At 41.9% G+C, this 22,994-nt stretch carries 27 protein-coding genes; 11 read left to right on the forward strand and 16 right to left on the reverse strand.

Annotation, left to right across the window (positions count from 1 at the left end; genetic code table 11):
* On the reverse strand, positions 1 to 942 hold the full coding sequence (locus ACSSVF_RS10135; protein WP_492403296.1) for a HamA C-terminal domain-containing protein: 942 nt from the start codon (positions 940 to 942) through the stop codon (positions 1 to 3).
* Positions 943 to 1,213: 271 nt separating this feature from the next.
* Between ACSSVF_RS10135 and ACSSVF_RS10140 the strand changes: the two genes are divergently transcribed.
* Positions 1,214 to 2,161, forward strand: a complete 948-nt coding sequence (locus ACSSVF_RS10140) for a hypothetical protein (protein WP_492403298.1) — start codon at positions 1,214 to 1,216, stop codon at positions 2,159 to 2,161.
* A 92-nt stretch (positions 2,162 to 2,253) separates the two neighbouring features.
* Here ACSSVF_RS10140 and ACSSVF_RS10145 read toward each other — a convergent pair whose 3' ends face one another.
* Entirely contained in the window at positions 2,254 to 3,687 is a 1,434-nt protein-coding gene (locus ACSSVF_RS10145; protein ID WP_492403300.1) for an exonuclease domain-containing protein, read from the reverse strand.
* 82 nt (positions 3,688 to 3,769) lie between these two features.
* Between ACSSVF_RS10145 and ACSSVF_RS10150 the strand changes: the two genes are divergently transcribed.
* From ACSSVF_RS10150 to ACSSVF_RS10165, 4 genes are read left to right on the forward strand one after another with little or no spacing between them, the layout of a single operon-like run.
* Positions 3,770 to 4,393 (forward strand): LexA family protein, encoded by a 624-nt coding sequence (locus ACSSVF_RS10150; protein ID WP_492403302.1) that lies wholly within the window; start codon positions 3,770 to 3,772, stop codon positions 4,391 to 4,393.
* The gene (locus tag ACSSVF_RS10155) at positions 4,390 to 5,265 is read left to right on the forward strand and encodes a hypothetical protein (protein WP_492403304.1); all 876 of its coding nucleotides are present in this window, start codon (positions 4,390 to 4,392) and stop codon (positions 5,263 to 5,265) included. The genes ACSSVF_RS10150 and ACSSVF_RS10155 overlap by 4 nt, the downstream gene beginning before the upstream one ends.
* 43 nt (positions 5,266 to 5,308) lie before the next feature.
* Entirely contained in the window at positions 5,309 to 5,695 is a 387-nt protein-coding gene (locus ACSSVF_RS10160; RefSeq protein ID WP_444700560.1) for a LexA family protein, read from the forward strand.
* Complete coding sequence (locus tag ACSSVF_RS10165) at positions 5,673 to 7,016, forward strand: Y-family DNA polymerase (protein ID WP_492403305.1); 1,344 nt, start codon at positions 5,673 to 5,675, stop codon at positions 7,014 to 7,016. Before ACSSVF_RS10160 ends, ACSSVF_RS10165 begins: the two co-directional genes overlap by 23 nt.
* On the opposite strand, the gene ACSSVF_RS10170 is transcribed toward ACSSVF_RS10165, so the two are convergent.
* The 5 genes from ACSSVF_RS10170 to ACSSVF_RS10190 form a co-directional block, all read right to left on the reverse strand.
* Positions 6,991 to 8,109 (reverse strand): acetate/propionate family kinase, encoded by a 1,119-nt coding sequence (locus ACSSVF_RS10170; RefSeq protein ID WP_492403307.1) that lies wholly within the window; start codon positions 8,107 to 8,109, stop codon positions 6,991 to 6,993. The two genes, ACSSVF_RS10165 and ACSSVF_RS10170, sit on opposite strands and share 26 nt — an antisense overlap.
* Complete coding sequence (locus tag ACSSVF_RS10175; RefSeq protein ID WP_492403308.1) at positions 8,097 to 10,451, reverse strand: phosphoketolase family protein; 2,355 nt, start codon at positions 10,449 to 10,451, stop codon at positions 8,097 to 8,099. Before ACSSVF_RS10175 ends, ACSSVF_RS10170 begins: the two co-directional genes overlap by 13 nt.
* Before the next feature lie 176 nt (positions 10,452 to 10,627).
* Entirely contained in the window at positions 10,628 to 11,317 is a 690-nt protein-coding gene (locus ACSSVF_RS10180; protein ID WP_379034251.1) for a BON domain-containing protein, read from the reverse strand.
* A 99-nt stretch (positions 11,318 to 11,416) separates the two neighbouring features.
* The gene (locus ACSSVF_RS10185) at positions 11,417 to 11,713 is read right to left on the reverse strand and encodes a chaperone modulator CbpM (RefSeq protein ID WP_492403310.1); all 297 of its coding nucleotides are present in this window, start codon (positions 11,711 to 11,713) and stop codon (positions 11,417 to 11,419) included.
* Positions 11,710 to 12,654: a DnaJ C-terminal domain-containing protein gene (locus ACSSVF_RS10190; RefSeq protein ID WP_492403311.1), complete on the reverse strand. Its 945-nt coding sequence runs from the start codon at positions 12,652 to 12,654 to the stop codon at positions 11,710 to 11,712. The genes ACSSVF_RS10185 and ACSSVF_RS10190 overlap by 4 nt, the downstream gene beginning before the upstream one ends.
* A 313-nt stretch (positions 12,655 to 12,967) precedes the next feature.
* On the opposite strand from ACSSVF_RS10190, the gene ACSSVF_RS10195 reads away from it, so the two are divergent.
* On the forward strand, positions 12,968 to 14,212 hold the full coding sequence (locus ACSSVF_RS10195) for an MgtC/SapB family protein (protein ID WP_379034245.1): 1,245 nt from the start codon (positions 12,968 to 12,970) through the stop codon (positions 14,210 to 14,212).
* A gap of 101 nt (positions 14,213 to 14,313) precedes the next feature.
* On the opposite strand, the gene ACSSVF_RS10200 is transcribed toward ACSSVF_RS10195, so the two are convergent.
* The 3 genes from ACSSVF_RS10200 to ACSSVF_RS10210 all read right to left on the reverse strand — a co-directional run bounded on the left by ACSSVF_RS10200 (position 14,314) and on the right by ACSSVF_RS10210 (position 15,954).
* Positions 14,314 to 14,637, reverse strand: coding sequence for a BON domain-containing protein (locus ACSSVF_RS10200; protein ID WP_379034243.1), 324 nt, complete (start codon positions 14,635 to 14,637; stop codon positions 14,314 to 14,316).
* 50 nt (positions 14,638 to 14,687) lie between these two features.
* The gene (locus ACSSVF_RS10205; RefSeq protein WP_492403314.1) at positions 14,688 to 15,227 is read right to left on the reverse strand and encodes a general stress protein; all 540 of its coding nucleotides are present in this window, start codon (positions 15,225 to 15,227) and stop codon (positions 14,688 to 14,690) included.
* Between the two features lie 310 nt (positions 15,228 to 15,537).
* Positions 15,538 to 15,954, reverse strand: coding sequence for a hypothetical protein (locus ACSSVF_RS10210; protein WP_379034239.1), 417 nt, complete (start codon positions 15,952 to 15,954; stop codon positions 15,538 to 15,540).
* 233 nt (positions 15,955 to 16,187) lie between these two features.
* Between ACSSVF_RS10210 and ACSSVF_RS10215 the strand changes: the two genes are divergently transcribed.
* The 3 genes from ACSSVF_RS10215 to ACSSVF_RS10225 all read left to right on the forward strand — a co-directional run bounded on the left by ACSSVF_RS10215 (position 16,188) and on the right by ACSSVF_RS10225 (position 17,944).
* Positions 16,188 to 16,403: a hypothetical protein gene (locus tag ACSSVF_RS10215; RefSeq protein WP_379034237.1), complete on the forward strand. Its 216-nt coding sequence runs from the start codon at positions 16,188 to 16,190 to the stop codon at positions 16,401 to 16,403.
* A gap of 383 nt (positions 16,404 to 16,786) precedes the next feature.
* A complete protein-coding gene (locus tag ACSSVF_RS10220) occupies positions 16,787 to 17,176 on the forward strand; it encodes a DUF6232 family protein (protein WP_379034235.1) in 390 nt (129 codons plus the stop codon).
* Positions 17,177 to 17,188: 12 nt separating this feature from the next.
* Positions 17,189 to 17,944, forward strand: coding sequence for a Crp/Fnr family transcriptional regulator (locus ACSSVF_RS10225; protein WP_492403317.1), 756 nt, complete (start codon positions 17,189 to 17,191; stop codon positions 17,942 to 17,944).
* A gap of 44 nt (positions 17,945 to 17,988) precedes the next feature.
* Here ACSSVF_RS10225 and ACSSVF_RS10230 read toward each other — a convergent pair whose 3' ends face one another.
* Together ACSSVF_RS10230 and ACSSVF_RS10235 are read right to left on the reverse strand one after the other, a co-directional pair.
* Positions 17,989 to 18,663 carry an SOS response-associated peptidase gene (locus ACSSVF_RS10230; RefSeq protein ID WP_492403319.1) on the reverse strand — a complete coding sequence of 225 codons (675 nt, stop codon included), beginning with the start codon at positions 18,661 to 18,663 and terminating at the stop codon, positions 17,989 to 17,991.
* A gap of 13 nt (positions 18,664 to 18,676) precedes the next feature.
* A complete protein-coding gene (locus tag ACSSVF_RS10235) occupies positions 18,677 to 18,970 on the reverse strand; it encodes a helix-turn-helix domain-containing protein (protein ID WP_492403321.1) in 294 nt (97 codons plus the stop codon).
* Positions 18,971 to 19,117: 147 nt separating this feature from the next.
* Between ACSSVF_RS10235 and ACSSVF_RS10240 the strand changes: the two genes are divergently transcribed.
* Positions 19,118 to 19,825: a PEP-CTERM sorting domain-containing protein gene (locus ACSSVF_RS10240; RefSeq protein ID WP_492403323.1), complete on the forward strand. Its 708-nt coding sequence runs from the start codon at positions 19,118 to 19,120 to the stop codon at positions 19,823 to 19,825.
* Positions 19,825 to 20,511 (forward strand): PEP-CTERM sorting domain-containing protein, encoded by a 687-nt coding sequence (locus tag ACSSVF_RS10245; RefSeq protein ID WP_492403325.1) that lies wholly within the window; start codon positions 19,825 to 19,827, stop codon positions 20,509 to 20,511. Before ACSSVF_RS10240 ends, ACSSVF_RS10245 begins: the two co-directional genes overlap by 1 nt.
* 272 nt (positions 20,512 to 20,783) lie before the next feature.
* On the opposite strand, the gene ACSSVF_RS10250 is transcribed toward ACSSVF_RS10245, so the two are convergent.
* Genes ACSSVF_RS10250 through ACSSVF_RS10265 form a run of 4 tightly spaced genes read right to left on the reverse strand, consistent with a single transcriptional unit; the run spans position 20,784 to position 22,993 of the window.
* The gene (locus ACSSVF_RS10250; protein WP_492403327.1) at positions 20,784 to 21,533 is read right to left on the reverse strand and encodes a metallophosphoesterase; all 750 of its coding nucleotides are present in this window, start codon (positions 21,531 to 21,533) and stop codon (positions 20,784 to 20,786) included.
* A gap of 25 nt (positions 21,534 to 21,558) precedes the next feature.
* Complete coding sequence (locus ACSSVF_RS10255) at positions 21,559 to 22,032, reverse strand: hypothetical protein (RefSeq protein ID WP_492403329.1); 474 nt, start codon at positions 22,030 to 22,032, stop codon at positions 21,559 to 21,561.
* Between the two features lie 48 nt (positions 22,033 to 22,080).
* The gene (locus ACSSVF_RS10260; protein WP_492403331.1) at positions 22,081 to 22,533 is read right to left on the reverse strand and encodes a hypothetical protein; all 453 of its coding nucleotides are present in this window, start codon (positions 22,531 to 22,533) and stop codon (positions 22,081 to 22,083) included.
* A gap of 7 nt (positions 22,534 to 22,540) precedes the next feature.
* Complete coding sequence (locus ACSSVF_RS10265) at positions 22,541 to 22,993, reverse strand: hypothetical protein (protein WP_492403333.1); 453 nt, start codon at positions 22,991 to 22,993, stop codon at positions 22,541 to 22,543.
* Position 22,994: the final 1 nt, after the last annotated feature.

A 22,994-nucleotide genomic window follows, 5' to 3' on the forward strand; every position in this document is an offset into this window, starting at 1 on the left:
TCAGAGTCCCATAGCTTTTAAGAAAGCTGATCTAAAACCATCAGCTGAGGGAAGTGGTATGCAGAGAAACTCTAACTCGAAGTTTTCAAGCTTTGATTCAATCACCTTATCAGATATATTTTTTTTCCAATTCAATAGTTCCTGCTTAGCGGCCTTCTGCACAAGTTCTGAAATCGCTTCAGCATCCTCGGTTTTGTAGCAGTCGCAATCGAAACCTATCAAAGCAATGCCGCAGTATCTAACTCTTTTGGACATCACTGAGCTAGTATCGAAATATTTTCTCAAAGCGGTGGTTATAATCTCATTGTTAAGGTCGGCTTTGTCACTAAGTAAGATAAGATCGCGCTCACGCTCGGCTTCCTCTCCTTCTGGTTCAGTCAGAAATGGTGCTAGTGACTTCAAACATTCTCTAATTGCGGTTGAGGCGGTTTTGTAAACTTTACTTTCGCCCCAATACAACTTTAGAAGACCAGTTGTAGTTACACTAGCATATACACCATCTGCACCGTGGTAGTGCATTCTTGAATCTGTTTTCAAATCCATTTTGCACAAAATCTGGGGGAGCTTCAAAAATCGCTCTGCAAGCAGAAATAAAAGCATCTCTCCACCTTCACCAGTTTTCTTTAGATCAGTGAAAGATTTTTTGGCTTGTTCATACAGTACAGATACCGCTTCTGTGCTCTTAAACTTCTCGTCCCGTTGCTTCGCTTCTTGGACTTTATTTTTAGGAATTGCATAATCAGTAATCGCACTGCGCATAAACTCTGCAAGCCTTTGAGGCTGATACTTGCCATTACCATCTATTACTAGGCAGTGGCAATGTATATTGACATTGAGTCCATCGGCCTTAACATCCTTCTCAACCAGTTCAAGGTGAACATCCAAGGAATCAGGATTTCCAGTCAGAGCCGAAGTTAGATCATCAAGTGAAAGTGAGGACAAGTTTTCTCCCAGTCTAGCGAACTACATTTTTATCTTTATTAAGCACCCAAAGTTGTCCTCAAAAACCACATTGGTAATAGGAACAATTTGTTTAAAGGTTATGATTTAATATTTATTAGTATAAATTCAAATTAATTTATCAGATATTGGATTTGTTTGTGGAAGTATCATGGAAATTCTTTATTTAATTTCCATTTTTCAGCCTTTTTGTGATGATTTCAGTATATTTAAAGTTGACTTAAACCCATATTGATTTTCGGTAAAACATCAAATGAGTATCCTAAATAATGCTATAGATTCTATTGTTATCGGTCTGGAAGATTATCAACAAGCTTCGGAAGCTAGAATGATTTCATGCACCAGGAATATCTATGCTGGAATACTTTTACTTTTTAAACATAAATTAAGTGAACTGAGTCCAGCAAGCTCTGATGAAGCTTTAATTAAGCAAATAATTTTGCCAAAATTTGACGCTGATAATCAAATTTTCTGGGTGGGAAAAGGGAGAAAAACTGTCGATGTAAATGGCATAAAAGAAAGATTCGGCGCTCTTAACATCGTAGTTGATTGGTCGCGCTTTGAGAAGATCAATCACTTTAGAAATGACATTGAGCACTATTTCACTACTATTAATGCCAGTGCAATAAAAGTATTAATTTCAGATTCCTTCATGATAATCAATGATTTCATTAGAGAGCATCTAAAGGATGATCCAAAGGAATTGCTTGGAGATAGTGCTTGGTCTGTAATGATTGAAATCCATGAGGTTTACGAAAAGGAAAAATCTCTTTGCGAGAGTGAACTGGAATCTCTTAAGTATTTTGATGAAAGCATACTCATGGCATTTAAAGAATGTAATTGTGATAAGTGTGGTTCAGAACTCATCCATCCTCTTCAAATCAAAGAGGATGCCTCTGAAACCAGATTTTCCTGTAAGTCATGTGAAGCCATTTTCACTTATAGTGAGATGGTCGAGTTTTCGGTGCCAGATTATTTCGGCTATGAGAGTTATCTTAGTCATACTGATGGAGGGGACGACCCTATAACAGATTGTCCAGAGTGTGGTGGGATCTATATTTACATCAAGGGTGTATGCGCCACATGCGGTAATGTTGCAAATCATATTTGTGACCGATGTAGTAATAATATTCTCCCAGAAGAGTTTACCTGCTCACCTTTGTGTGGGTATTGTTCATATATTATGTCCAAAGAAGATTAACTGATACATCATAAAGCTGTTTTCAGGCATGTAATGCCGTAAAGTCAAGTTTAATGGCGTTTATTAATTAATTTACTAATTATCAATTTAGATTACGGTTCTTTGTGAAACCTAATAACTTCAATTTGATTTTTAAGGTATTTCGACAGAAGTTTGTAAGTATCCAACTCAAAGTTAAACTCAAACCGACTTTGCCTAGCTTCATCCATTTGAATATCATCTTCAACGGTCGTCAGATGACACCATTGGTCAAATACCTGGATTTGAGTTTTACCGGTTAGTTTATCTATTTCCTTAATGCCAATTCTTCCTTCATATGGCCACGATTTGAGCCTCATACCTATCAATGCTTGCTTGAGCCTTAAGTAATGAAGCTCGGGCGGTTCCTTGCCTGCACAGACACCAGAACACTTCTTAAGCTGATATGAAAAGCATGCGCCTTTCCCAGCCTCAAGGCCTAGAAATCTTGGACACAGCCGATGACCAATCGCAATCTGCCTAACGGCTTCAGTAGCTGCACGTTTTGTACGAAACATCCCATAGAGCAAATCAAAATAACTTGGGTCGTAATCATCTGCTGAAACATAGGTTACCCATGGCGTTTGATCCAAAGTCTCCGCTAATCTGATGGATTGTAGCTGTCGATTACGTCTCAACATTCGGTTATAGGCTGGCTGCCGCTCTTTGATAAGCTTAGCCTCAAGAAGCAACGCCCCCAACTCACCGGCAGTCTCAATCCATTCAATATGCTTCACCTCTTGAGCAATCTGCATTTCTTTCGAAGACGCATGATCACTGCTGAAGTGATTCAATACCCGTGAGCGTAGTTTTACGCTTTTGCCGATGTAAATTGGCAGATCTGTCTCACCGAAGAATAAATATACCCCTGGGCTATCAGGAATCTTATTTAGCAAGTCACTATCAATTCCACTGGGTAAGCTAGGTCCCTTGCATTGATAATTGATTTCCTCAATTACACGTACAGATCCTAAAAGTCTTCGGGCCACTTCCAGATACTCAAGCACCAAAATGACATCTCCCATTGCCCGGTGACGAGCGTTGGTAGTTAGTCCATGTCGCTGCATGATGGCATCCAGACCATGCCCTCTGTGCTCAGGGAATATTCTACGAGACAGTTTTACCGTGCAGAGCGTTTTCAACATCAGGGTTGCATTGATGCGTTGATATTCAGCCTTGAGGAAACCATAGTCAAATCGAACATTGTGCGCAGCTAAAGGCAAACCTTCCAAATACTGATACAAGGTTGGAGCTATTTCTTCAAAGGTAGGGGCATCCTTTACCATCTCATCGGTAATCCCGGTGATATGAGTTATTGTTATTGGGATAGACCTTCCAGGATTAATCAGTGACTGCCATCTATCAACAATCTCGCCATCCTCAATACGGACCAGTGCTATCTCTGTAATACGGTCATACAAATGTGATCCACCAGTAGTCTCGATATCAAGAATTACCATGTCTGGTAACCAACTTATCTCTGGCAAATATCTACTGTCATCAGGCAAAGTATTAACTCCACAATACTTAACAATAATTTTTAACTGATTAATGTTACATTAAAAACTGATTATTGTTACAATAATTTCCATGAAAAATGAAGACAAGAAAAATGGCGGTAAAAGAGAAGGCTCAGGACGCAAGTCTGGCTCTGGACCTTTTAGAGAAGACACGTCCGTAATGCGTGTACCAAATAGCCAAAAGCCAGTCATTAGCAGCTTTCTGGATGCCTATGCCAAGAAGCAGCGACTAGCTGAGCTCAAAGATAATTTGGACAGTGTTGGTGAGTTTACTGAACTTTCATCACAGCTTAAGGAAGTCAGTCTGCCTTTATTTCAGTCCAAGGTGCCTGCTGGTGTACCCGCTCCCGCAGATACGGATGTGGAAGAGCACATGGACCCCAACCGTTATTTGATTGATAAAGAAGGCAGTACTTTCATTGTCACTATCCAAGGTGAGTCCATGATTGAAGCTGGTTTGTTACCAGGTGACAAAGCGGTCGTTAATAAAGCACAACTGCCGGCCATCGGTGATATTGTATTAGCGATGATTGATGGCGAATTCACTATCAAGACATTGGCCAAACAGAAAAATGGCGATCCCAAATTACTGCCGGCAAACTCATCAGGCAAATACCAGCCCATCCTGATCTTAAAGCAGATGCAATTTGAAATCTGGGGTGTAGTGACGGGTTCTTTTAGGAGATTCAAATGAGTGAGTTTCCAGCTTCAAGTCCTGAATTAACTGTTCTACGTGACCAGATATTCAAAGCAGTCGGTAAAAGCACCTATCTTTATCAACAAATAGAGAAGCAGATAAAATTTCTGAATGCGTCTATCACTCTTGAGCTGACAGGCCCACAAAATGAATGGCCTGATCAACTGGCCAAGCATCAAAGCTTTTTCAATAAACAAACCATGGGCACACTCATGCGTTGGTTACTTGAAGGGTTGTATTTCACGTCCGAAGATCAGATTAAATCTCAGGTCACAAATGAGATGAAACTAAGATGGCGATTCAGTCTGCAAACTACTGCCGAATATGTGCAACAAAGAAGAGCAACGATTGATGCCTTTGTGGATGACCGAAATCGTCTTGTGCATCATTACTTCGAAAATATTGATTTCGCCGATGCTTCGATGCTGACTGAAATGGTGAAAGAGCTTGAAGCTCAACATGAAAAAATCAACGAAGAGATTCAAAATCTTAATCAGATTGTTCAATTACTAAGTGAATCTTCTCAGGTTGAAAGTGAGTGGTGGGCATCAGCGGAAGGCGCCCGGCAGTGGGAAACTATTAGGCTTCAAAATTCGACTCCGATTAATTTCCTCGAATGGTATTCAGGTATTAAGAGAGACAGAGATGGCTGGGCCGTCTTTCAAACAGCATGCGACGTCATGAAAAAGCAGTACATGGAGGAAGTAGATAGTTTCTTCAATACTTTCAAATTCGAATCATTACAATCAGCAGCAACAGCCAGTGCGCTCTTCGAGTTCACAGAAGAAAAAACAACTGATGGCGAGCGATTGTTGTATAGAGCAAAGGCAACAGACTATGAATATACAACATCAATCAGCTCTAACTAATGTTCAACCTTCAATCAATTTGTTTTGTCATTAGGAGTACAAAATGGCAGGCAAATCTGTTCAACCCCGCTTTAGTCCAGCGGTTCAAGGCTATGAAGGCAAGGCTTTAAATTTAAATGCGCAACTGATCAAAGATCCACCTGCAACCTTTGTTGTTCAAATTGATGTGGACAACATGATTGATGTTGGAATTCTTCCTGGATCTAAGGTGCTTGTGAATAGAGCAAAAGCATCGAAAGCAAAAACAGGCGATATTGTCCTCGCTGTAGTGGATCATGAATTCGTGATTAGTGAACTCTACAAACGGGGAAAGGTTATTCGCCTTTTATCCAACAACAAGGCCATGGATTACTTACCAATTGAGCTAACTGAGGGGCAACAGCTGATGATATGGGGTGTTGTAGAGCATGGCATCAATAGGTACATTTGAACGTGTCTTTGCGCTAGCAGATGTGAATCATATGTATGCCTCATGCGAAGAGGCATTTCGGCCGGACATCTGGGGTAAACCAGTCGTAGTCCTCTCAAATAACGATGGTTGTATCATCGCGCAAAACAGACTTGCCAAACAGTTATTAGATTCTCCAATGGCACTGCCCTATTTCCAGATGAAAGAGCTTGCTGAAGCTGTAGGTACGGTTGTCTTCTCTTCCAATTATGAAATGTACGCGGACATGAGTGATCGCTTTTATATCATCATGTGTAGGTACTCTCCGTTGGCAGAGAAATATTCAATTGACGAAGTGTTCCTAGAAATGACGGGGATCAATGTCAACTACACAGAATACGGTCAAACCATCAGGAAAGACGTAAAAGACTCAATTGGGCTTCCCATTTGTGTGGGCTACGGATATAGCAAGACCCTTGCAAAATTGGCCAACTATTGCGCAAAAAAACAGCCGCACTGGAATGGTGTTTGCGACCTGACTAGCCTTAGCGAAGTTGAGGTGGATGCCATATTAGATAAACTGCCTGTTAAGGCCGTTTGGGGGGTGGGAAACCGCTTAGAAGAGAAATTGTATGACGTTGGTGTTGAAACAGTATTGAGATTGAAAAGAGCCGATCCAAAACGAGTGCGCGATAAGTTTGGTGTGATTCTTGAGCGCACTGTTAGAGAGCTTAGTGGTGAGATTTGGATTGATCTTCAAGAAGAACTCCCTGAAGCCAAACAAGTCATGAGCTCAAGGTCATTCGGCGAGCGAATTTCTACCATTAAAGCAATGAGAGAGGCTGTAGCATTCCATGCTGGCCAAGCAGCTGAGCGTATGCGGGGAAAAGGCCTTTATGCCAATGGTGTGTATGTTTTTGCTCAGAACAGTCCACACGATCAAGCAGAGTTTTACCCTGGCCATGGTTCGGTAGGCTTTCCGGCATCTACTAATTGCATGCTGCAAATCACAAACACAGCTCTGGAACTCATGGAGGAGATTTACAGACATGATGTGTACTTCCAGAAATGTGGTGTCATGCTCTTAGATACCGTTCCAAAGCCAGGTGCTCAAACCGATCTATTCGGGTTTTCTGAAGAAAAGCCTAAGTCAGAATCACTAATGAATGTAGTAGATCAAATCAATAAAAAATATACGAGACGGACAATTAGATCTGGTTCCGATGTCATGAATCAAGCTTGGGGCATGCAGCGTAATTTCTTAAGTCCTGACTATACCAATTGGAATGAGGCATTGAGGATAAAGCTGGCAAAAGTTCTCATTCCTCGACCTGCAATCAACTCAAAAATACCTTCGAGATAAGTCGGTTAAATGCATTCATATATTCTTTTGCATAAGTGAACATCATTAATTCTTCATCGGTGGATATGCGCAAGATAGGTAGACTCTCTGCCGTACTGATAATGTGTGCGTTAACTGAGTTTAAGTGATGATCTATTTTCAGATTTAGAAACTCCATAGGCGCACAAACCTTGGCACGTATGGTTGATGAATTTTCACCAATGCCACCACTAAAAACTAGAGCATCAATGCCACCCGCTTTTGCAACCAAGCTGCCAATTGCGCCGGTAATTTGATAGCAAAAGTAATCAACCGCAAATTGGGCCATTTCAGTTTTACTTACTATCAGTTCTGAGATATCACTACTTTCCCCGTCTGAAAGGGATATAAGGCCCATTTTATGATTTACCATATCGGAAAGAGATGCGTGATCATAGCGCTTAGCCAGCTCAAGCATTACGCCTGGATCTAAATCCCCGGACCTGGTGGCCATGGGTATTCCTCCACAAGGTGTATATCCCATAGTTGTATCCACCGATTTGGAGTCAATGGTTAAACATAAGCTTGAGCCTGACCCCAAGTGAGCAAGAATCACTTTTTGATTGGCTTTGGGTGGAATCATCGAGGGTAACTTGCTCACAAGGTATGCGTAACTGATTCCATGAAAACCAAACCGATGAATATTTTCAGCCGATGGAATCGGGAGCCTTTTGGCAATGGCGGGTAAGTGATGATGAAAAGCTGTATCAAAACAGGCGATCTGAGGGCCATTAAAATGCCTAGCGCAGATCTCGGCTCCGAGCAGATTGGCTGGCAAGTGCAATGGCGCCAAATGGATAATGCTTTTCAGTCGCGCAAACTCTTGATCATTCAAGCGTCGGTACTCTTCTGGGATATCGCCCCCGTGCACAAAGCGATGGGCAACAATATCAACATTTACCCGTTCGATATCACTAAAGAGCTGTTTGTAAGCATCCTTTAAAAATTGATGGTCTGCTGAGGCCTGGACGTGGTAACGAAAATCTTGGCGTGGACCATTCTCGCTAAACAAACTAGCCTTTAGGCTTGAAGAGCCAGCATTAATCGCTAGCACATTCGGGTTTAATTTTCCCATATCCATTCTTGAATCTCTGGCATATCCTCCCCGTGCTCTGCGATGTACAGGCTATGCTCTGACAGCTTGCTTTCCATGAGCGTATTGAGTTCGGTGTAACTTTCCGGATCTGGCATTCTGCGTAAAACACTTTTTACCAAATTAAATCTGTCCAGTCTGTTAAGCACTACCATATCGAACGGCGTGGTGGTGGTCCCTTCTTCCTGGAAACCATGCACATGGAAATTGTCATGATTAGTGCGGTTATAAGCAAAACGGTGTATCAATCCGGGATAGCCATGAAAAGCAAAGATCACCGGTTTGTCTGTGGTAAATAAATCGTCAAAAAGGAGGTCACTTAATCCATGTGGGTGAATCTCTTTCGGCAGCAGGCTCATGAGGTCAACAACATTGACATAACGTACTTTGAGTTGAGGCAAATGTTTTTTCAAAATTGATACGGCAGCAAGTGATTCCAAAGCAGGAATTTCACCTGCACTGGCAATGACCACATCAGGATTTCCATCATCATTACTTGCCCATTCCCAAATACTTGCACCGGCTTTGGCATGTGCAGTCGCAGACTCCATATCAAGCCATTGTTGCTGAGGTTGTTTGCCAGCCACAATCACATTGATCAAATCGCGACTACGCAGGCAATGATCCGCGACTGTAATCAAGGTATTTGCATCTGCCGGAAGATAGATGCGCACAATTTCCGGCTTCTTATTGGCGACATGATCCATAAAACCAGGGTCTTGGTGAGAGAAGCCATTGTGGTCTTGGCGCCAGACATGAGAAGTGAGCAGGATATTGAGCGAGGAAATAGGTTCACGCCAGGGAATGTCCCTACACTCTTTCAACCATTTAGCGTGCTGGTTCAGCATGGAATCAATGATATGGATAAACGCCTCATAACAGGCGAATAAACCATGCCTTCCAGTCAGTAAATAACCCTCCAGCCATCCCTCACAGGCGTGCTCAGACAAGATTTCCATTACACCGCCTTGGGTAGACATATGTTCATCATTGGGGTGATTTTCACCCATCCACTGGCGGTCAGTAACTGTGAAGAGTGCGCCCAATCGATTGGACAGTAACTCATCTGGACAGAAGACCCGGAAATGCCCCTGATTGCGTTGCATGACAGCTGCCAAATACTTACCCAGTTCACCAGTAGAGCTAATGAAGGGAGCACCATGTTTTTTAATGGAAACTGCATAATCCTGATAGGCCGGTAGATCAAGCTCTCTTAAAAGGATCCCGCCATTGGCATGCTTATTAGCGCCCATGCAGCGCTGCTCTGAAGGGGCCATTGATGCAATCTCATCAAACAGTTTTCCTTCATTGTCGAAAAGCTCTTCAGGTTTATAGGACGCTAACCAATTTGCTAGCAGTTTGAGATGTTCAGGATTTTCATGGACCTCGCTGAATGGGACTTGATGCGAGTGAAACGAGCCGACCGATGGTTTATGATCTACTCGTTCCGGACCAGTCCAGCCCTTTGGTGTGCGTAGAACAATCATAGGCCAAGATGGCCGTTTGGGTGAATCTTCGTTTTTTGATTTCTTCTTAATTGCCTGGATGTCGGATATCGCTTTATCCAGAGTTTTTGCCATTAACCGATGCATTTCCTCAGGCTGATCGCCTTCAACAAAATATGGCTTATAGCCGTAACCTTCAAATAGCTTCCTTAATTCATTATGACCAATACGAGCTAGAATCGAAGGGTTGGCAATTTTGAAACCATTCAGATGCAAAATTGGCAGTACAACTCCATCAGTCTTTGGGTTGAGGAATTTGTTTGAATGCCATGAAGTAGCCATAGGACCGGTTTCCGCTTCGCCATCGCCAACTACACAGGCAACAATTAATCCAGGATTATCGAAGGCTGCCCCATAAGCATGAAACAGAGCATAGCCTAATTCTCCCCCCTCATTTATTGACCCTGGCGTTTGTGCCGAAGCATGGCTTGGGATGCCTCCTGGAAAAGAGAATTGCTTGAACAGTTTTTGGATGCCTTGTTCGTTTTGAGGAATTTCCGGGTAAACCTTGCTATATGTACCTTCTAGATAAGTGTTTGCTACTACTGCGGGCCCTCCATGACCAGGCCCTGTGACAAATATCATGTTGAGATCATGGTGTTTAATCACTCGATTTAAATGCGCATATACAAAATTTAAGCCAGGCGTAGTTCCCCAATGTCCAAGTAGCCTTGGTTTAACATCACTGGCTTCTAGACATCGTCTTAAAAGGGGATTTTCATACAAGTATATTTGTCCCACTGATAAGTAATTAGCGGCACGCCAATACTTATCTATCAGAGCAAATTCGTGGTGCTTTCGAGCTGTTCTTTTGTGCATACATACTCCAACCGTTAATTCAGTGTAGGCAAACCGTATATTCACTCACTGTCAGAGAAGTCTGATTTTGGCGTCACAGATTCAGATATAAGACGTCTATTCAAAGCAGCACCTGATAAGCAATAAAAAAGCCGCTTATAGCGACTTATAAGGGAGATTTTTGTGACTTTTGAAAGTTAATATGCAACAGTGATATTGTCGCTAACTTCGGAAACGCCCGGAGTGTTGCGTACAGAGTCACTGACCATATCGCGCTCTGACCAACTATGTACTACGCCAGAAAGGTTAACCTTGTCACCATCGACCGTTACCACTACTTCTTGGGAGTCTGTCAAAGCTCTCCTTTTTAAGGCTGCTTCAATCACTGATTGAACACTGCTCTTTGATAAAAATGGCTTTAGCGTAATTTGATTACTCACACCGGTAACGCCCATTAAATAATGCACGTTAGAGAATGCACGCTGACGTTGATATTCATAGTCCAATTGACCTGTTAAAGTAATCCAGCCGTCCTCCACCATCACCTTTACTTGATCTTTTGGCCAGTCTGTCGTCCAGTCGAGAACATTTTTAGCAGTGCGTGCAATGTCAGTATCATTTCGATTATTAGCCCCTAATAACTTGACATCCAAATCAATTGCCAATGCTTTTACACCTTGAACCTTTTGTGCAGCACGCTCTGCCGCCCACTTTTCTGAATACTTACCTACATGCCCAGATAAGGTGACGATGCCATCTTTAACCTCAACACCAATTTCATTTTCGTTTACTGAGCTATCCCACTTGAGCTCTGCTGCGACATCGTGCTTTAACTGAGTATCTGTTTTCATAATATTTATTCCAATCAATTGCAGGAGTTCAATCATGAGCCAATCTAGCTTAGGCTTCTGTGCGTTGGTCCACATATTCAATTGCTTGCAGAAGTAATTTCAGTTCTTCTTGATTTAAAGTAGAAATCAACCGAGTCAGTTTCTTCTCAGCCGGGATATCTCATCTAACAGTTCAATTACCATGGCGACGCCAGATGTATTTATCTCAAGATCATGCATCAATCTCATCGCTTTTTTTGCACGGTTGAGTGAATCTCCGCTAAATATCCATTCTGCTGGAGAACGTCCATCAGGGATGAGTATGCCCTCTAAAACCCATTCAGTAACAAGTGGAATGTTAGTATTCGCAGCCTTGCACAACTCAATCAACGACATTTGAATTTCATCCTCAACGACCATGGAAGTTACGCTTCGTACACTAAAAATAGTCATACCTTTTCCTGAAAGTGCAGTCTGGGATCAAAATGAAATGCATTTGCCATGGCAATATAAGCTGCTTTTTCTTCTTCAGTATCCGCAGGGGGAGTAACAATTGTCGTTACAACATATAAATCCCCGGGCTCCACTCCAGGGATACCTCGTTTCCTGAGGCGCAATTTACGGTTGGAATTTGATCCGAGGGGGATTTTAAGCTCGACCGAGCCATCTGGCGTTGGCAGGCTGATGGTAGCGCCTAGAGCCGCCTCCCATGGGGTGACAGGTAAATCCATGTAGACATCTCGACCCTCAGTACGGTATCGTACATTTGGCTTGAATGCTATTTCCAGATATAAATCCCCGGCGTTGCCTGTACCCATGTCAGGTGATCCTTGACCACTTAATCTAAGATGCTGACCGGCGTAAATGCCTTTGGGGATAGTCACATCTAGTGTTCGATCCTGCATTCCCATGCGGCCGCTACCGTCTTGAACTGGCAATTTAAGCGAAATGCTTTTCTTGGCACCAGAATATGAGTCACCCAGATCAATCATGACCTTTGCGTGATGATCTTGTCCTTTTGCATGATTGTTTTGATTTTGTTGGTTTCTGGCTTGGCGCCCAAAAATTTCCTCAAAAAACTCACTATTGTAAGTATTAGAATTATTGCCAAAACCATTTCCGCTAAATTCGAAGCCTGCATCCCAGTTTGGTGGAGGAGTGAATTCTTGTCCATGCTTAGAACCCGTCCCAACTTGGTCATAGGCTGCACGCTTTTCAGGGTCCTTTAGTACCGCATAAGCTTCGCCTAGCTCTTTAAATTTGTCCTCGGCATTCGGGTCTTTACTAACATCGGGGTGATACTTACGAGCCAGTTTGCGGTAGGCGGCCTTAACTTCAACGTCAGTTGCAGATTTTGCAACATTCAAAACTTCGTAATAATCCTTAAACTTCATGGAATGTCCACCTACATCGCTCACGCATATCGCATCGATAGGAGACCAAAGACTTCAAGTTAATCAGCATGCCGCGACCTATGTTGTAATAAATCTCAATTCTGCACTTTTGCTGGATTATTGCTGTGCTATACCGCACACATGTCAGTTCGCTAGTTACTAAAAGTCACGCATAATTCACATTTCACTATGTACGCCACCATACCGACATTTCATCTCAAGCTTCCTATTCTTAATGTAAGTATCTTAAATACGAAGGTACGTCGAAATCTTAAACAAACAGTACAAAACAAATGGAAGTCTAGAAAAATTGATGAATTTTGATAGCTTGGTTTTTTTAAACTTTACTATTGCCCTGGGTATCGGTTTACTTATTGGGGCTGAGCGAGAGAGAAATAAAGGTGCTGGGTTAGGCAAATCTTCCGAGGGAATACGCACGTTTACGATTGCAACACTGTTAGGAGCGGTGACAGCGTTTATTCACTTTTGGCTTTTTGTTGTAGCTATATTATGTGTATTAGTGTTTGCAGCAATTGCATACTACAAACAATTAACCGAACATCCGGGAATTACTACTGAAATAGCCCTAATTCTTTCTGTGATCCTAGGCGGTCTATGCATAAGTGCACCCGACTTGGCTGCATCAATTGCAGTTATGATGGCAATTTTACTCGCTGCAAAAGACACTATTCATGGTTTTATATTGAGTATTGTGTCTAGGGAGGAGTTAAACGACTTTTTAATTCTAGCAGCATCAACAGTAATCATTTTGCCTTTGGTACCCAATGATTTTATTGGGCCATTTAACGCAATCAATCCCAGAAACCTTTGGCTGATTGTCATTTTGGTCATGGTCGTTGGAACACTCGGTCATGTTTTATTACGAGTGCTAGGTGAGCGCATAGGCCTACCAATCGTCGGGTTGTTATCAGGATTCATTTCAAGCATCGCTACCGTTACGACCATGGCTGAGCGTGCAATAGAAACACCGACTTTAATGAGTGGTGCGATTGCAGGTGCAACATTATCAAGCCTCGCTACCGTTTTGCTGTTGGCCATACTTCTTCTTCTCGTAAACCCACCCACGTTTCTTGCACTCGCATGGCCACTACTTTTTAGTGGAATATCAATAGCCGTCTATGGGTTATTAATGAGCATTAAATCATTTCATGAAAATACATCCGACATGATCACTCAGCCAACTAAAATGTTTAGGCCAACGACTGCGCTATTGTTGGCTTCAATGATTGCAATAGTGCTGATAATTTCATCTGTAATCAAAGACTGGTTTGGTCTAGCAGGTTTAATTGCTATTTCAGCTGTTACTGGCTTAGCCGATGTGCACGCACCGACGGTCGCAGTGGCAACATTAGTGGCGACAGGTAAGTTGGCTACAAGCAGTGCGGTGATTCCGATCCTGGTTGCATTCTCAGTCAACTCACTCACCAAAGCTTTTATGGCAATTATGAAAGGTACTAGACAGTTTTGGCAGCCAGTAAGTTTGGGGCTGCTGATTCAAGTAATATTTACTTGGCTGGGATGGTCGTTTACCTTATGAAATTTACTAAATAGATAATCTGGCTATATCTGCAGTAAGTATGTGGCACGGAGGTGCGTGCCACATTTATATAAATAATCTGATTTTTCGAGCTGTGAATTCTACTTTTTTGGCACTATCTTCAGCTCACTTTTTACGGAATTAACTCCTTCAACTGCCTGTGCGATCGATATAGCTTTATCCGCTAACTCTTGAGTCGTCACTTTCCCTTTTAATGTCACCTCACCAGATCCATCTGTTTCAACCCTGATATTTACCAAGTTCGATAATTTTTCTTCAGCTAGATTTTTTTTGACTTTGCTTGTGATCACTGAATCTTTTACGTAAGTATTAGTTTCATGAGTGTCTCTATCGGCTGTGTATCCTAATGCAGAAAAGATGAGGCCGGCTGTTAACAGAAGGCTTAATATATGTTTGAAAGTCATGATGGTTCCTCTAGTTTTTAATTTGATTGATTCATTAATAAAATGAAAACTTAATGCGCATATGTTTTTGATAAAAATTCATGTGAGTCTGTATTTTCTGCATTATTTTTTATCAAGATACTCTTAGCTTTTTCAGCATCCTCATACTTTCCATGTAACAAGAGAACAAATTTGTCTGTCTTGATCGCTGTCTCATACATCAGTACACTATCTTTAGGGATGCCTATACCCGCAAGTGCGCCGCCAAGTGTGCTTAAGCCACCGACGATTGCAGCAGACTCCAAGGCACCCAAAAGCCAACTAACGATTGGGCCACCCGCTATAACGGGGCCAATACCGGGGATAAAAAAGAATGCAGATCCAAAAACGACTCCCCATACCCAACCCCAGAATAATCCGTTCTTGCCCCAATGAGCCATCCGAGCGCCAACGTTGTAATAACCAACAACGTTTTCTTCACTATGATAACCACGGCCAATGATGGATAGTTTTTTCATGTTATAGCCAGCTCTCTCTAAATCCTTAACTGCAGTCTCTGCATTGTCATGGTTAGCAAACACTCCAACAGTCACACAATGAATTTTTGTCATATTGATTCCCTAATTCCAAGGTAAGAGGCGAGAGTATTGTCTTATCACGCATAAATCTCTGTACGCTTTGACACTTATGGGAAAGCTATTTTGTAAACCAGAAAATAATCTAAATGAGATGTTTAAATGTTATTAAACACTACCGAGGCAAGAGAGCTAATTCATGGAAGTCGGCTGAAAAGCATTTAATGTGTAGCACATCAATATTTGTAGGGGCGAATGGATGTGGATGTAGGCTGACTTGCTGTTTTCGTTAAGGTGGGCTACTGGCTGATTACTGATAATTTCAGCCAGACAGGCCGGTTGATATTTATTGAATTAACTTACCCCAGAAGTTGTTTGCCTTTTGTAATGCAATTTCTTTGGCGCCTTCAGCGTCACTCAAGCAGGCCACTTTATCGCTAAGCGCAACACCATCACATTTTATGATGGCAACTTCGTGGTTACCATTCATATGAGCCATCAATGCCGCATAGCGGGACTTTGCCGTAGGATTCACATTTGCCTTCAGCTCAGCCCGGTCAATATCTCGTTTAGAGTTTGCTTGTGCAGTGCACACATCGCTTTCATTCCAATTCAATGTGTCACAAACCTTCAGGCCTTGTCGATATTCAAATGTAATGGACTCTTCTAATTTAGATATTTCCTTTTTTGTTAATACAGTAGCACTTACTGTGGTAGATGCCAGGCACAGGCATACAATCGATACTATATAACGTAGATACATGTTCATTTCCTTTGGAATATGTCACTTGCTTTGTACATTGGATTGTTAAAAACCTGAGTAGCCAGTCACTTGTGTTTCATTTACTCATATCGTCCTTGCGAAGTCTGTCTGTTAAGTAACTTAGTGTACGGTGAATCAATTGTATTGTGCGCTAACAGACGGAAAGTGGCTGGGCTATTGACTAGGCTTGGATAGCACGTCATTGAATTTTTGTGAAATGGATGGTTACCAACATGAATACTGCAAACACTACTGCTTGTTTTTTAATGTCTGATAATGGCCCTCGGCAGAAACGGCATAGCAAACCGTTAACCCAACCAAAGTACGATAAAGAAAATGACCCATCTTCTGAGCACAAAATGAAAAAAAGTTACGAACATACGACGGCTGATGTAGAAAACCAAATTCTAGATTGGTTAAAAGACATAAAAGATGATATGGGAAAGTAAACGTTTACAGTCCTAACTTCCACCGAATATAACAGGCGCACCCGACGTCCATTGGACATCAGAATAAAAGAGGATTTATAAAGGCCTATGTAACTTGCTTAAGTTGATGCCTATATGTGCGATACCGAACATACATGAAAGTGAATATGGGCTATGCTCGTATTAAATCTCATATAACAATTTGAACATTAGCGAGAGAATCTTCCATGCCTCATGTTATGGCTTTGTTGGTAAATGTTCTGCGCGGATGATATGACAGTTCTTCAGCTACTCAATCAGCTCAAGCCCTTTATAACCAAGGGCATTGGGCAGACCCTATAGTAGTTAACCAATAATTTCCTCATGAATGACGTCTAACTTTAAGTTAAATACTTGGATGATTTATGGAAGATTCTATTTACTTCAGTCATCTGGGAGTGATCATAAGTTACAGTCAGCTTATTGTTAACGGTAAAGCTATATCTCTTAAAAGCATCACTTCAATTGAACCCAAGATGCTTAAACGCCCATTGGGCTTTGCCAGAGTTTCCTTGTTTGGAGGACTAGCCCTTCTATTTGCTAGTGGATTCGGGCCTCCAATTGGTCTCCTTTCAATCGTATTTAGCGGATTACTTTGGCATCTTGCAAAACCTAAATATTCGATTGTTATTCATACTCCAACTGGAGATCACCAAGCAATATTGAGTGAAGATTTTTTGGATATGGAAAGCGTCATGACGGCAGTGAATGTAGCTATCTCTTTGAGAGGCTCGCCTCAGCTAATGATTAACTAAGAAAAACAGAATATGGAAGATCTACCCTCGCCACAACAAAATCATCTGTTGCAAGCACTGCCAGAAGCCGATTACACACGAATTCTTCCTATGCTTGAGTACGTCGCTATGCCATTGGGGCAGACGTTATATGAGTCTGGGGGACAGTTGCAGCATGTTTACTTTCCAACCACCTCTATTGTCTCTTTATTGTATGTATTGGCCAGCGGTGCATCCGCTGAGATTGCAGTCGTAGGTAATGAGGGCGTATTGGGAATCGCATTATTCATGGGGGGCGAAACCACGCCTAGTCGTGCTGTTGTGCAAAGCGCTGGCTATGGATATAGGATGCGGTCCAGCCTGTTAAAAATGGAATTTAACAGTGGCGGTGCGATGATGCATTTACTCTTACGCTACACGCAGGCTTTAATTACACAAATGACTCAAACTGCTGTATGCAATCGGCATCATTCCATAGAGCAACAATTGTGTCGTTGGTTATTACTGAGTCTGGACAGATTATCTGCAGATGATCTTCTCATGACGCAAGAGTTGATTGCGAATATGCTTGGTGTGCGTCGTGAAGGGGTCACTGAGGCCGCAGGAAAGTTACAACGTGCCGGAATGATTGAGTATTCGAGGGGGCACATACATGTACTCGATCGACCCAAGCTTGAAAAGACGGTCTGTGAATGTTACCAGGTGGTGAAAACGGAGTTTGATCGTCTACTTCCAGATATGCATAGAAATCATAAGCAAATAGCACATATTGATCCATTGATGTTGTAAGTGGCAATCTTCAAATTGTTATCCACCTAACTTAAGGGCATACTCTAAAAGATGGATAGCTGATTACTATTTGGCTCAGTAAGGTCTGCATCTAAATAGCCATCTGGGCTTAATTTTAGGAGGTCTCTGGCTTCTTCATGCGTAGCATTAAGCCAATGAAGTAAATCAGCGTTTTCAACGACTACCACCGAGCGTTTTTCTTCATTGGGCTTATGAAAATGGCTCATCAAGGGATGCATATCGGCATTTACAGTGAGCATGGAGAAAGACCGAATGATCTCACCAGTACCCTCATCTGTAAAACTCTCATAAATTGATGCTATCGCTGTAGGTTCTCGATCAGATCGGTATATGGGTGTGGGCTTGGATCGTTTACCCGATACATCATACAACGGCTCATAAAAGCAGTCAGCAAGCACCAAGCCAAATCTTCTTTGCTTCCAGGGCGACCGGTAGGACTTTCGAATTTCAACTGTCTCTGTACGGGCGTTATGAGTCTTTTGCGCGAATGCGGATCGCTCTTCCGGATCAGTCCATCTTGGAATTAAGCCGAAGTGGCCTAACTCACATCTGATGACGCTATCCTCAAGGAAGACGAATGGGGCCAGATGGTACTTGAAGACGTGCTCTTTCCATTCAACTTGAGGAAGTTCGCATCCAAGATTATTTCTAACCCAGTTTGATTGAGTATGTTTTATGGGTTCGTAGTTACTGCACATTGGTTTTCTAGATTCAAAGTTTTTCCAACCCAGTATCGAATGACAATTCGCTTTTTATAAGTGATTGCAAATTATCTATATCAATCTCTGGATTCAAATTCAAATATGCCTGCGTCAATATGGTCAATGGGTGCACCTCGATTGCAGCCGCATATTCATTGATCTTTGCGACCGAAACTTCCTTCTTACCGTTTTCAACTTCAGATAGATAAGATCGACTCGCAAATCCGCTAATGGATTCTTGAGTTATGTTCTTGCTTTTCCGTAGTCCGCTTAATGCTTTACCCAACGCTTTGTTGAAGTCCATTTTCCTGTCCTCTTTAGAGGACTAATGAAGCCAGCGACTACCCAATCGGACTATACGCTATAGCGTACATTTTAAGTAAAACCTATATAATGTACTCCTTGGCGTACATATTGCGTTGAGATTACTAACAATAACTGAGAGGTAGAGATGAGCGGTATTTTTAAAAATTTGGGAGTAGTACTTGTTACTGCATTTTCTTTTCAAGCGAGTGCTCAAGCAGCAAGCACAACGGTAGATCTTCAACCATTGGACAGTGGAACCTATAGCTCTGTAAACGCAGGTCACATCTCTACCGAAACTTCAATTTATATTCAGCAAGATTCAATTAACGTATCACGTAATTTCTTTGTATTTGATTTCAACGGGCTAAACATGGCCAACTTGGTTTCAGCTGAGTTGTATGCAAATAACGTCTGGAACTTAAGCCCAGAGAGTCATCTTGCATATTCACTGTATGACGTAACGACAAACATCAATGGCCTGCGTGCGAGTGGAACTGGCCAACATTCAGCGTTCAATGACTTGGGATCAGGAGTAAGTTATGCAAGTCTCGAACTAAATAATCCAGGTCGTTACGATAATCTTGTGTTGGCATTCAATCAGAAGGGCATCGAGGCAGCTAAAGCCACTACCGGCTTGTTTGCCTTTGGAGGCGCATTGACTTCACAAACAGGCGGAGTCGCATTCATGTTTGGTGACAATGAAAACCCGAGCTCTCCATTTAGTTATGGCCTTCGATTAACATTTTCAGAAACAGTGACTGCAGTCCCTGAAGCTGATAGTTACACAATGTTGTTGGCAGGACTGGGACTGGTAAGCCTGATCTCACGCCGTCGTGAAAAGGAGATCTATTAATGAAATCTCTTGGTGGATTATTAGCGGCACTAGCCGTGACCTTTTGTATTGATGCAAGTGCAACAACTTTTGATACAGCTTCAGTTGTTACAGAAAAAACAATTGGTTTTGCATCAGCAGCTCAAGGTTTTTACTATACAGATGGTAGTAACTTTTCAACCAGTTTGTATATTGATGAAGGGAATAGAAATAATTACTTTGTGTTCGACTTGAGCGGTGTTGATTTAACTGGTTTGAAATCCGCCAGCTTGGTTTTCGACAATGCTGCTGGTTACACATCAACTAATCAATTGGTTTTCAAGCTATTCGATGTCACACATACTGTTAGTAGTTTGGTTTCTGGTGATGTTAGTACCGACATCTACGATGACTTACAAACTGGCGTCGAATACGCCAGTGCAAATGCTTCTGATTTTCCAGAGTATGCCAACTTCGAGTTGTACTTCAATCAAGATGGTCTGAATGCGATCAAGGCGGCGAATGGTTTATTTGCGTTTGGTGGTACTTTGACATCACGTACCCCAAATGGTGATTCTGAATTATTTTTCGGTGCTATCCATCCTGGTTTAGTTTTGACTTTCAGCGTAACCCCTGTACCAGAGGCTGATACATACGCTATGGTCCTTGCCGGGTTGGCTTTGATGGGTTTGTTCAGTCGCAGACATTCCTTCAATCTAAAGCCGTAATGAACAAAGAAGGCCAATGAGTATCAATGCTTAATGCGGTTTGATCAGATAGTACAGAATCATTTACCACTTTGCATACATTGAGGGCTGCTAAGTGCAGCCCTCAGTTTTTGTTGGTTATTATTCCATCTAAAACTCTCGCTGAGCATATCTGGGTTGGAGGATTCAAGTTCTCAATTTGAAGCAATTCCTAGTCTCAACAATTTGCGATGTTACCTAATAACTTCATCCAGACCTACCGGAGCATTCCACAAAGTTTTCTATTTTCACTGTTAGATCTCAATGACTAATTCAGGGTCAAAATTTATATTCTCAATGCGACCCAAAACATAGCCTTGGGGATTGCAGACTATTCTAGTGCCATTGATCTCATAGTTGAAGCTATCGTGTGTGTGGCCGTGTAGCCAAAGCCTGCTATATCCCATAAGGTAATCAAGTTTTGAAGAGAAGCAAGCTGAAAGCAAATCATTCTGATAGCGCTCTGCAACCGAGCCCCAATTCGGCGAATGATGCGTAACAACAACTGTCTCTCCTTTGAACGGTTCGTGAATAAGTTTGTTATTGAGCCACTCAACGCTCATCTTATGAAGCTCGACTGAGTCTTCAGCATGAAAGCGGAGACCATCAACATTTATGAGTCGAAAATCATTGAGCCTCATATTTGCGATCTTTAAGCATTTAGAAAGATTTTCTTCTCCGAAGAGTTTAAAATCCGTCCAAAGGGTGGCGCCTAAAAACCTAACCCCTTCAATGATTACCTCTTCATTTTCTAGATAATGAACATGATGTTCTAGCGCAGCCTGTTTAAGGTTGAACATAGTGCTGATCATGTCCCGTTTGTAATACTCATGATTGCCAGCGACATAGACGATTGGTTTGCCTGGCCAGGTCTTTCTAGCCCATGGAATTGCCTGAGTTCCAGTCCAAATATCTCCTGGCAAAACGACAACATCTACCTCAATTTTTGAAGGATAAAATGATGCGTACTCAAGATGTAAGTCGCTGATCACATGAATTTTCATAATTCTTAAGTCTAATAAATGTAATTTAGTTGGCTTTGGGCCTAACGCGAAACTGAAATAGCGGTATGCCAAAGAATTTACCCAAGAATCCAATGTTGAAGTGATTGCAAATGTGCAGCAGGATATGTTCCCCGGGCTCACCGGTGATTAATTCATTAACAACGTAATGCGACCCTGACTTTGTCAAAACAACGTTCGTGGACGCGTCATAAGCAATTACTCTTGAGGTGTTTACGGCGCTGTATTGATCTGAACCTACCCGATGCCCAATCAAAAATATTCCGGATAAAGGAATCGGATCTTCAGCTACACACTTATAAAGAAAACCTATCCTCACGATGCCTTTAAGGTTCGTGATCGGAAGTGCAGCGCTCAATGAACTTAGGTCTTCGGGCGTGACATGTTCGAGTTTGAATATATTTCTATTCTTCTTGACGACGTCGCCCAATTTCTTAGGTATCAAATGGCGAATGCTTTCAAAGTGTTCAGCTTTATCCATGTATCAATTGCCTATTTTGGTCATATCTAAGAATTAAGTTGTGAGTGTCTAAAAATATTGAGGCACTCCAAATTTGTCACCGAGTCCTTCTTCATTCAGCTTCTGGCAAATAGTGACGAGAAGAATTGGGTGAATTTGCCCAAAGCACAAGTTGCTGGTCATGAAAGCCTTACCATCAAGCGTTGCCGCAATGTATTTGTTTTCATACTTAGTAATCGCAGTGATCGGCATAGTATGTATGGATGTGATTTCGTCACCATAGTGTTTAATGCCTACTAAATATGCGGTTTCCTCATCCCGCATCGGAATCATTCTTTTGTAAATAATGGCCTCATCAAGCTCTACAACTGCATCAAAGTCTTCCGGAAATTTGACCCAGAACAATGGAGAGAGCTGATCTAGCAGTTCAAGAAACATCTCATTGCCATTTTTTGTAATTATTTGATTCAGTGATTTGGGAGCTGAGTTGAAGTCGATATGCAAGGCTGTAGCTGATGGCATATATACTCTAGTAGTAAATTGGAGCGATTCCGAATCGGTTTCCCCAACCGTCTCGATGCGCCATATAGCAAATCATTAGCAACAACTTCAAGTGAGGTTCACCTTCTGCTAGGCTTTGAATAAAATAATGTGACCCTGAATTCGTGAGCACAACATTGTTTTCAAAATCAATGCCTTTCACTGAAGATGTATGCCATGCAACATCGTGATTAACATCACATTGTTTAAATCCAACCAAATAGACTGCCTCTTGATTTTGCTCTGGCAAAATTCGTTTATATAAAAAAGCCTCGTATAAGATTCCCTGCAAGTTTGTGATAGGAAATGACATACTCAGATCGGTTAGTGAATCTAAAGCCGCCCGCTCGAATTGAAGTAGATGTTTGTTGATTTTGATGATGTCCTCAAGACATGTGGGTAACATGGCCCCAATAGATGGATTGCTTTTTTCAGTGGTCATT

The sequence above is a fragment of the Methylophilus sp. E2MeOHC9 genome, assembly GCF_058744375.1.

Coding starts and splice junctions, on each gene's coding strand:
- ACSSVF_RS10140 (WP_492403298.1), top strand. CDS start 1,214: ATGAGTATCCTAAATAATGCTATAGATTCTATTGTTATCGGTCTGGAA.
- ACSSVF_RS10150 (WP_492403302.1), top strand. CDS start 3,770: ATGAAAAATGAAGACAAGAAAAATGGCGGTAAAAGAGAAGGCTCAGGA.
- ACSSVF_RS10155 (WP_492403304.1), top strand. CDS start 4,390: ATGAGTGAGTTTCCAGCTTCAAGTCCTGAATTAACTGTTCTACGTGAC.
- ACSSVF_RS10160 (WP_444700560.1), top strand. CDS start 5,309: ATGGCAGGCAAATCTGTTCAACCCCGCTTTAGTCCAGCGGTTCAAGGC.
- ACSSVF_RS10165 (WP_492403305.1), top strand. CDS start 5,673: ATGGCATCAATAGGTACATTTGAACGTGTCTTTGCGCTAGCAGATGTG.
- ACSSVF_RS10170 (WP_492403307.1), bottom strand. CDS start 8,109: ATGGGAAAATTAAACCCGAATGTGCTAGCGATTAATGCTGGCTCTTCA.
- ACSSVF_RS10175 (WP_492403308.1), bottom strand. CDS start 10,451: ATGCACAAAAGAACAGCTCGAAAGCACCACGAATTTGCTCTGATAGAT.
- ACSSVF_RS10180 (WP_379034251.1), bottom strand. CDS start 11,317: ATGATTGAACTCCTGCAATTGATTGGAATAAATATTATGAAAACAGAT.
- ACSSVF_RS10185 (WP_492403310.1), bottom strand. CDS start 11,713: ATGACTATTTTTAGTGTACGAAGCGTAACTTCCATGGTCGTTGAGGAT.
- ACSSVF_RS10190 (WP_492403311.1), bottom strand. CDS start 12,654: ATGAAGTTTAAGGATTATTACGAAGTTTTGAATGTTGCAAAATCTGCA.
- ACSSVF_RS10195 (WP_379034245.1), top strand. CDS start 12,968: ATGAATTTTGATAGCTTGGTTTTTTTAAACTTTACTATTGCCCTGGGT.
- ACSSVF_RS10200 (WP_379034243.1), bottom strand. CDS start 14,637: ATGACTTTCAAACATATATTAAGCCTTCTGTTAACAGCCGGCCTCATC.
- ACSSVF_RS10205 (WP_492403314.1), bottom strand. CDS start 15,227: ATGACAAAAATTCATTGTGTGACTGTTGGAGTGTTTGCTAACCATGAC.
- ACSSVF_RS10210 (WP_379034239.1), bottom strand. CDS start 15,954: ATGTATCTACGTTATATAGTATCGATTGTATGCCTGTGCCTGGCATCT.
- ACSSVF_RS10215 (WP_379034237.1), top strand. CDS start 16,188: ATGAATACTGCAAACACTACTGCTTGTTTTTTAATGTCTGATAATGGC.
- ACSSVF_RS10220 (WP_379034235.1), top strand. CDS start 16,787: ATGGAAGATTCTATTTACTTCAGTCATCTGGGAGTGATCATAAGTTAC.
- ACSSVF_RS10225 (WP_492403317.1), top strand. CDS start 17,189: ATGGAAGATCTACCCTCGCCACAACAAAATCATCTGTTGCAAGCACTG.
- ACSSVF_RS10230 (WP_492403319.1), bottom strand. CDS start 18,663: ATGTGCAGTAACTACGAACCCATAAAACATACTCAATCAAACTGGGTT.
- ACSSVF_RS10235 (WP_492403321.1), bottom strand. CDS start 18,970: ATGGACTTCAACAAAGCGTTGGGTAAAGCATTAAGCGGACTACGGAAA.
- ACSSVF_RS10240 (WP_492403323.1), top strand. CDS start 19,118: ATGAGCGGTATTTTTAAAAATTTGGGAGTAGTACTTGTTACTGCATTT.
- ACSSVF_RS10245 (WP_492403325.1), top strand. CDS start 19,825: ATGAAATCTCTTGGTGGATTATTAGCGGCACTAGCCGTGACCTTTTGT.
- ACSSVF_RS10250 (WP_492403327.1), bottom strand. CDS start 21,533: ATGAAAATTCATGTGATCAGCGACTTACATCTTGAGTACGCATCATTT.
- ACSSVF_RS10255 (WP_492403329.1), bottom strand. CDS start 22,032: ATGGATAAAGCTGAACACTTTGAAAGCATTCGCCATTTGATACCTAAG.
- ACSSVF_RS10260 (WP_492403331.1), bottom strand. CDS start 22,533: ATGCCATCAGCTACAGCCTTGCATATCGACTTCAACTCAGCTCCCAAA.
- ACSSVF_RS10265 (WP_492403333.1), bottom strand. CDS start 22,993: ATGACCACTGAAAAAAGCAATCCATCTATTGGGGCCATGTTACCCACA.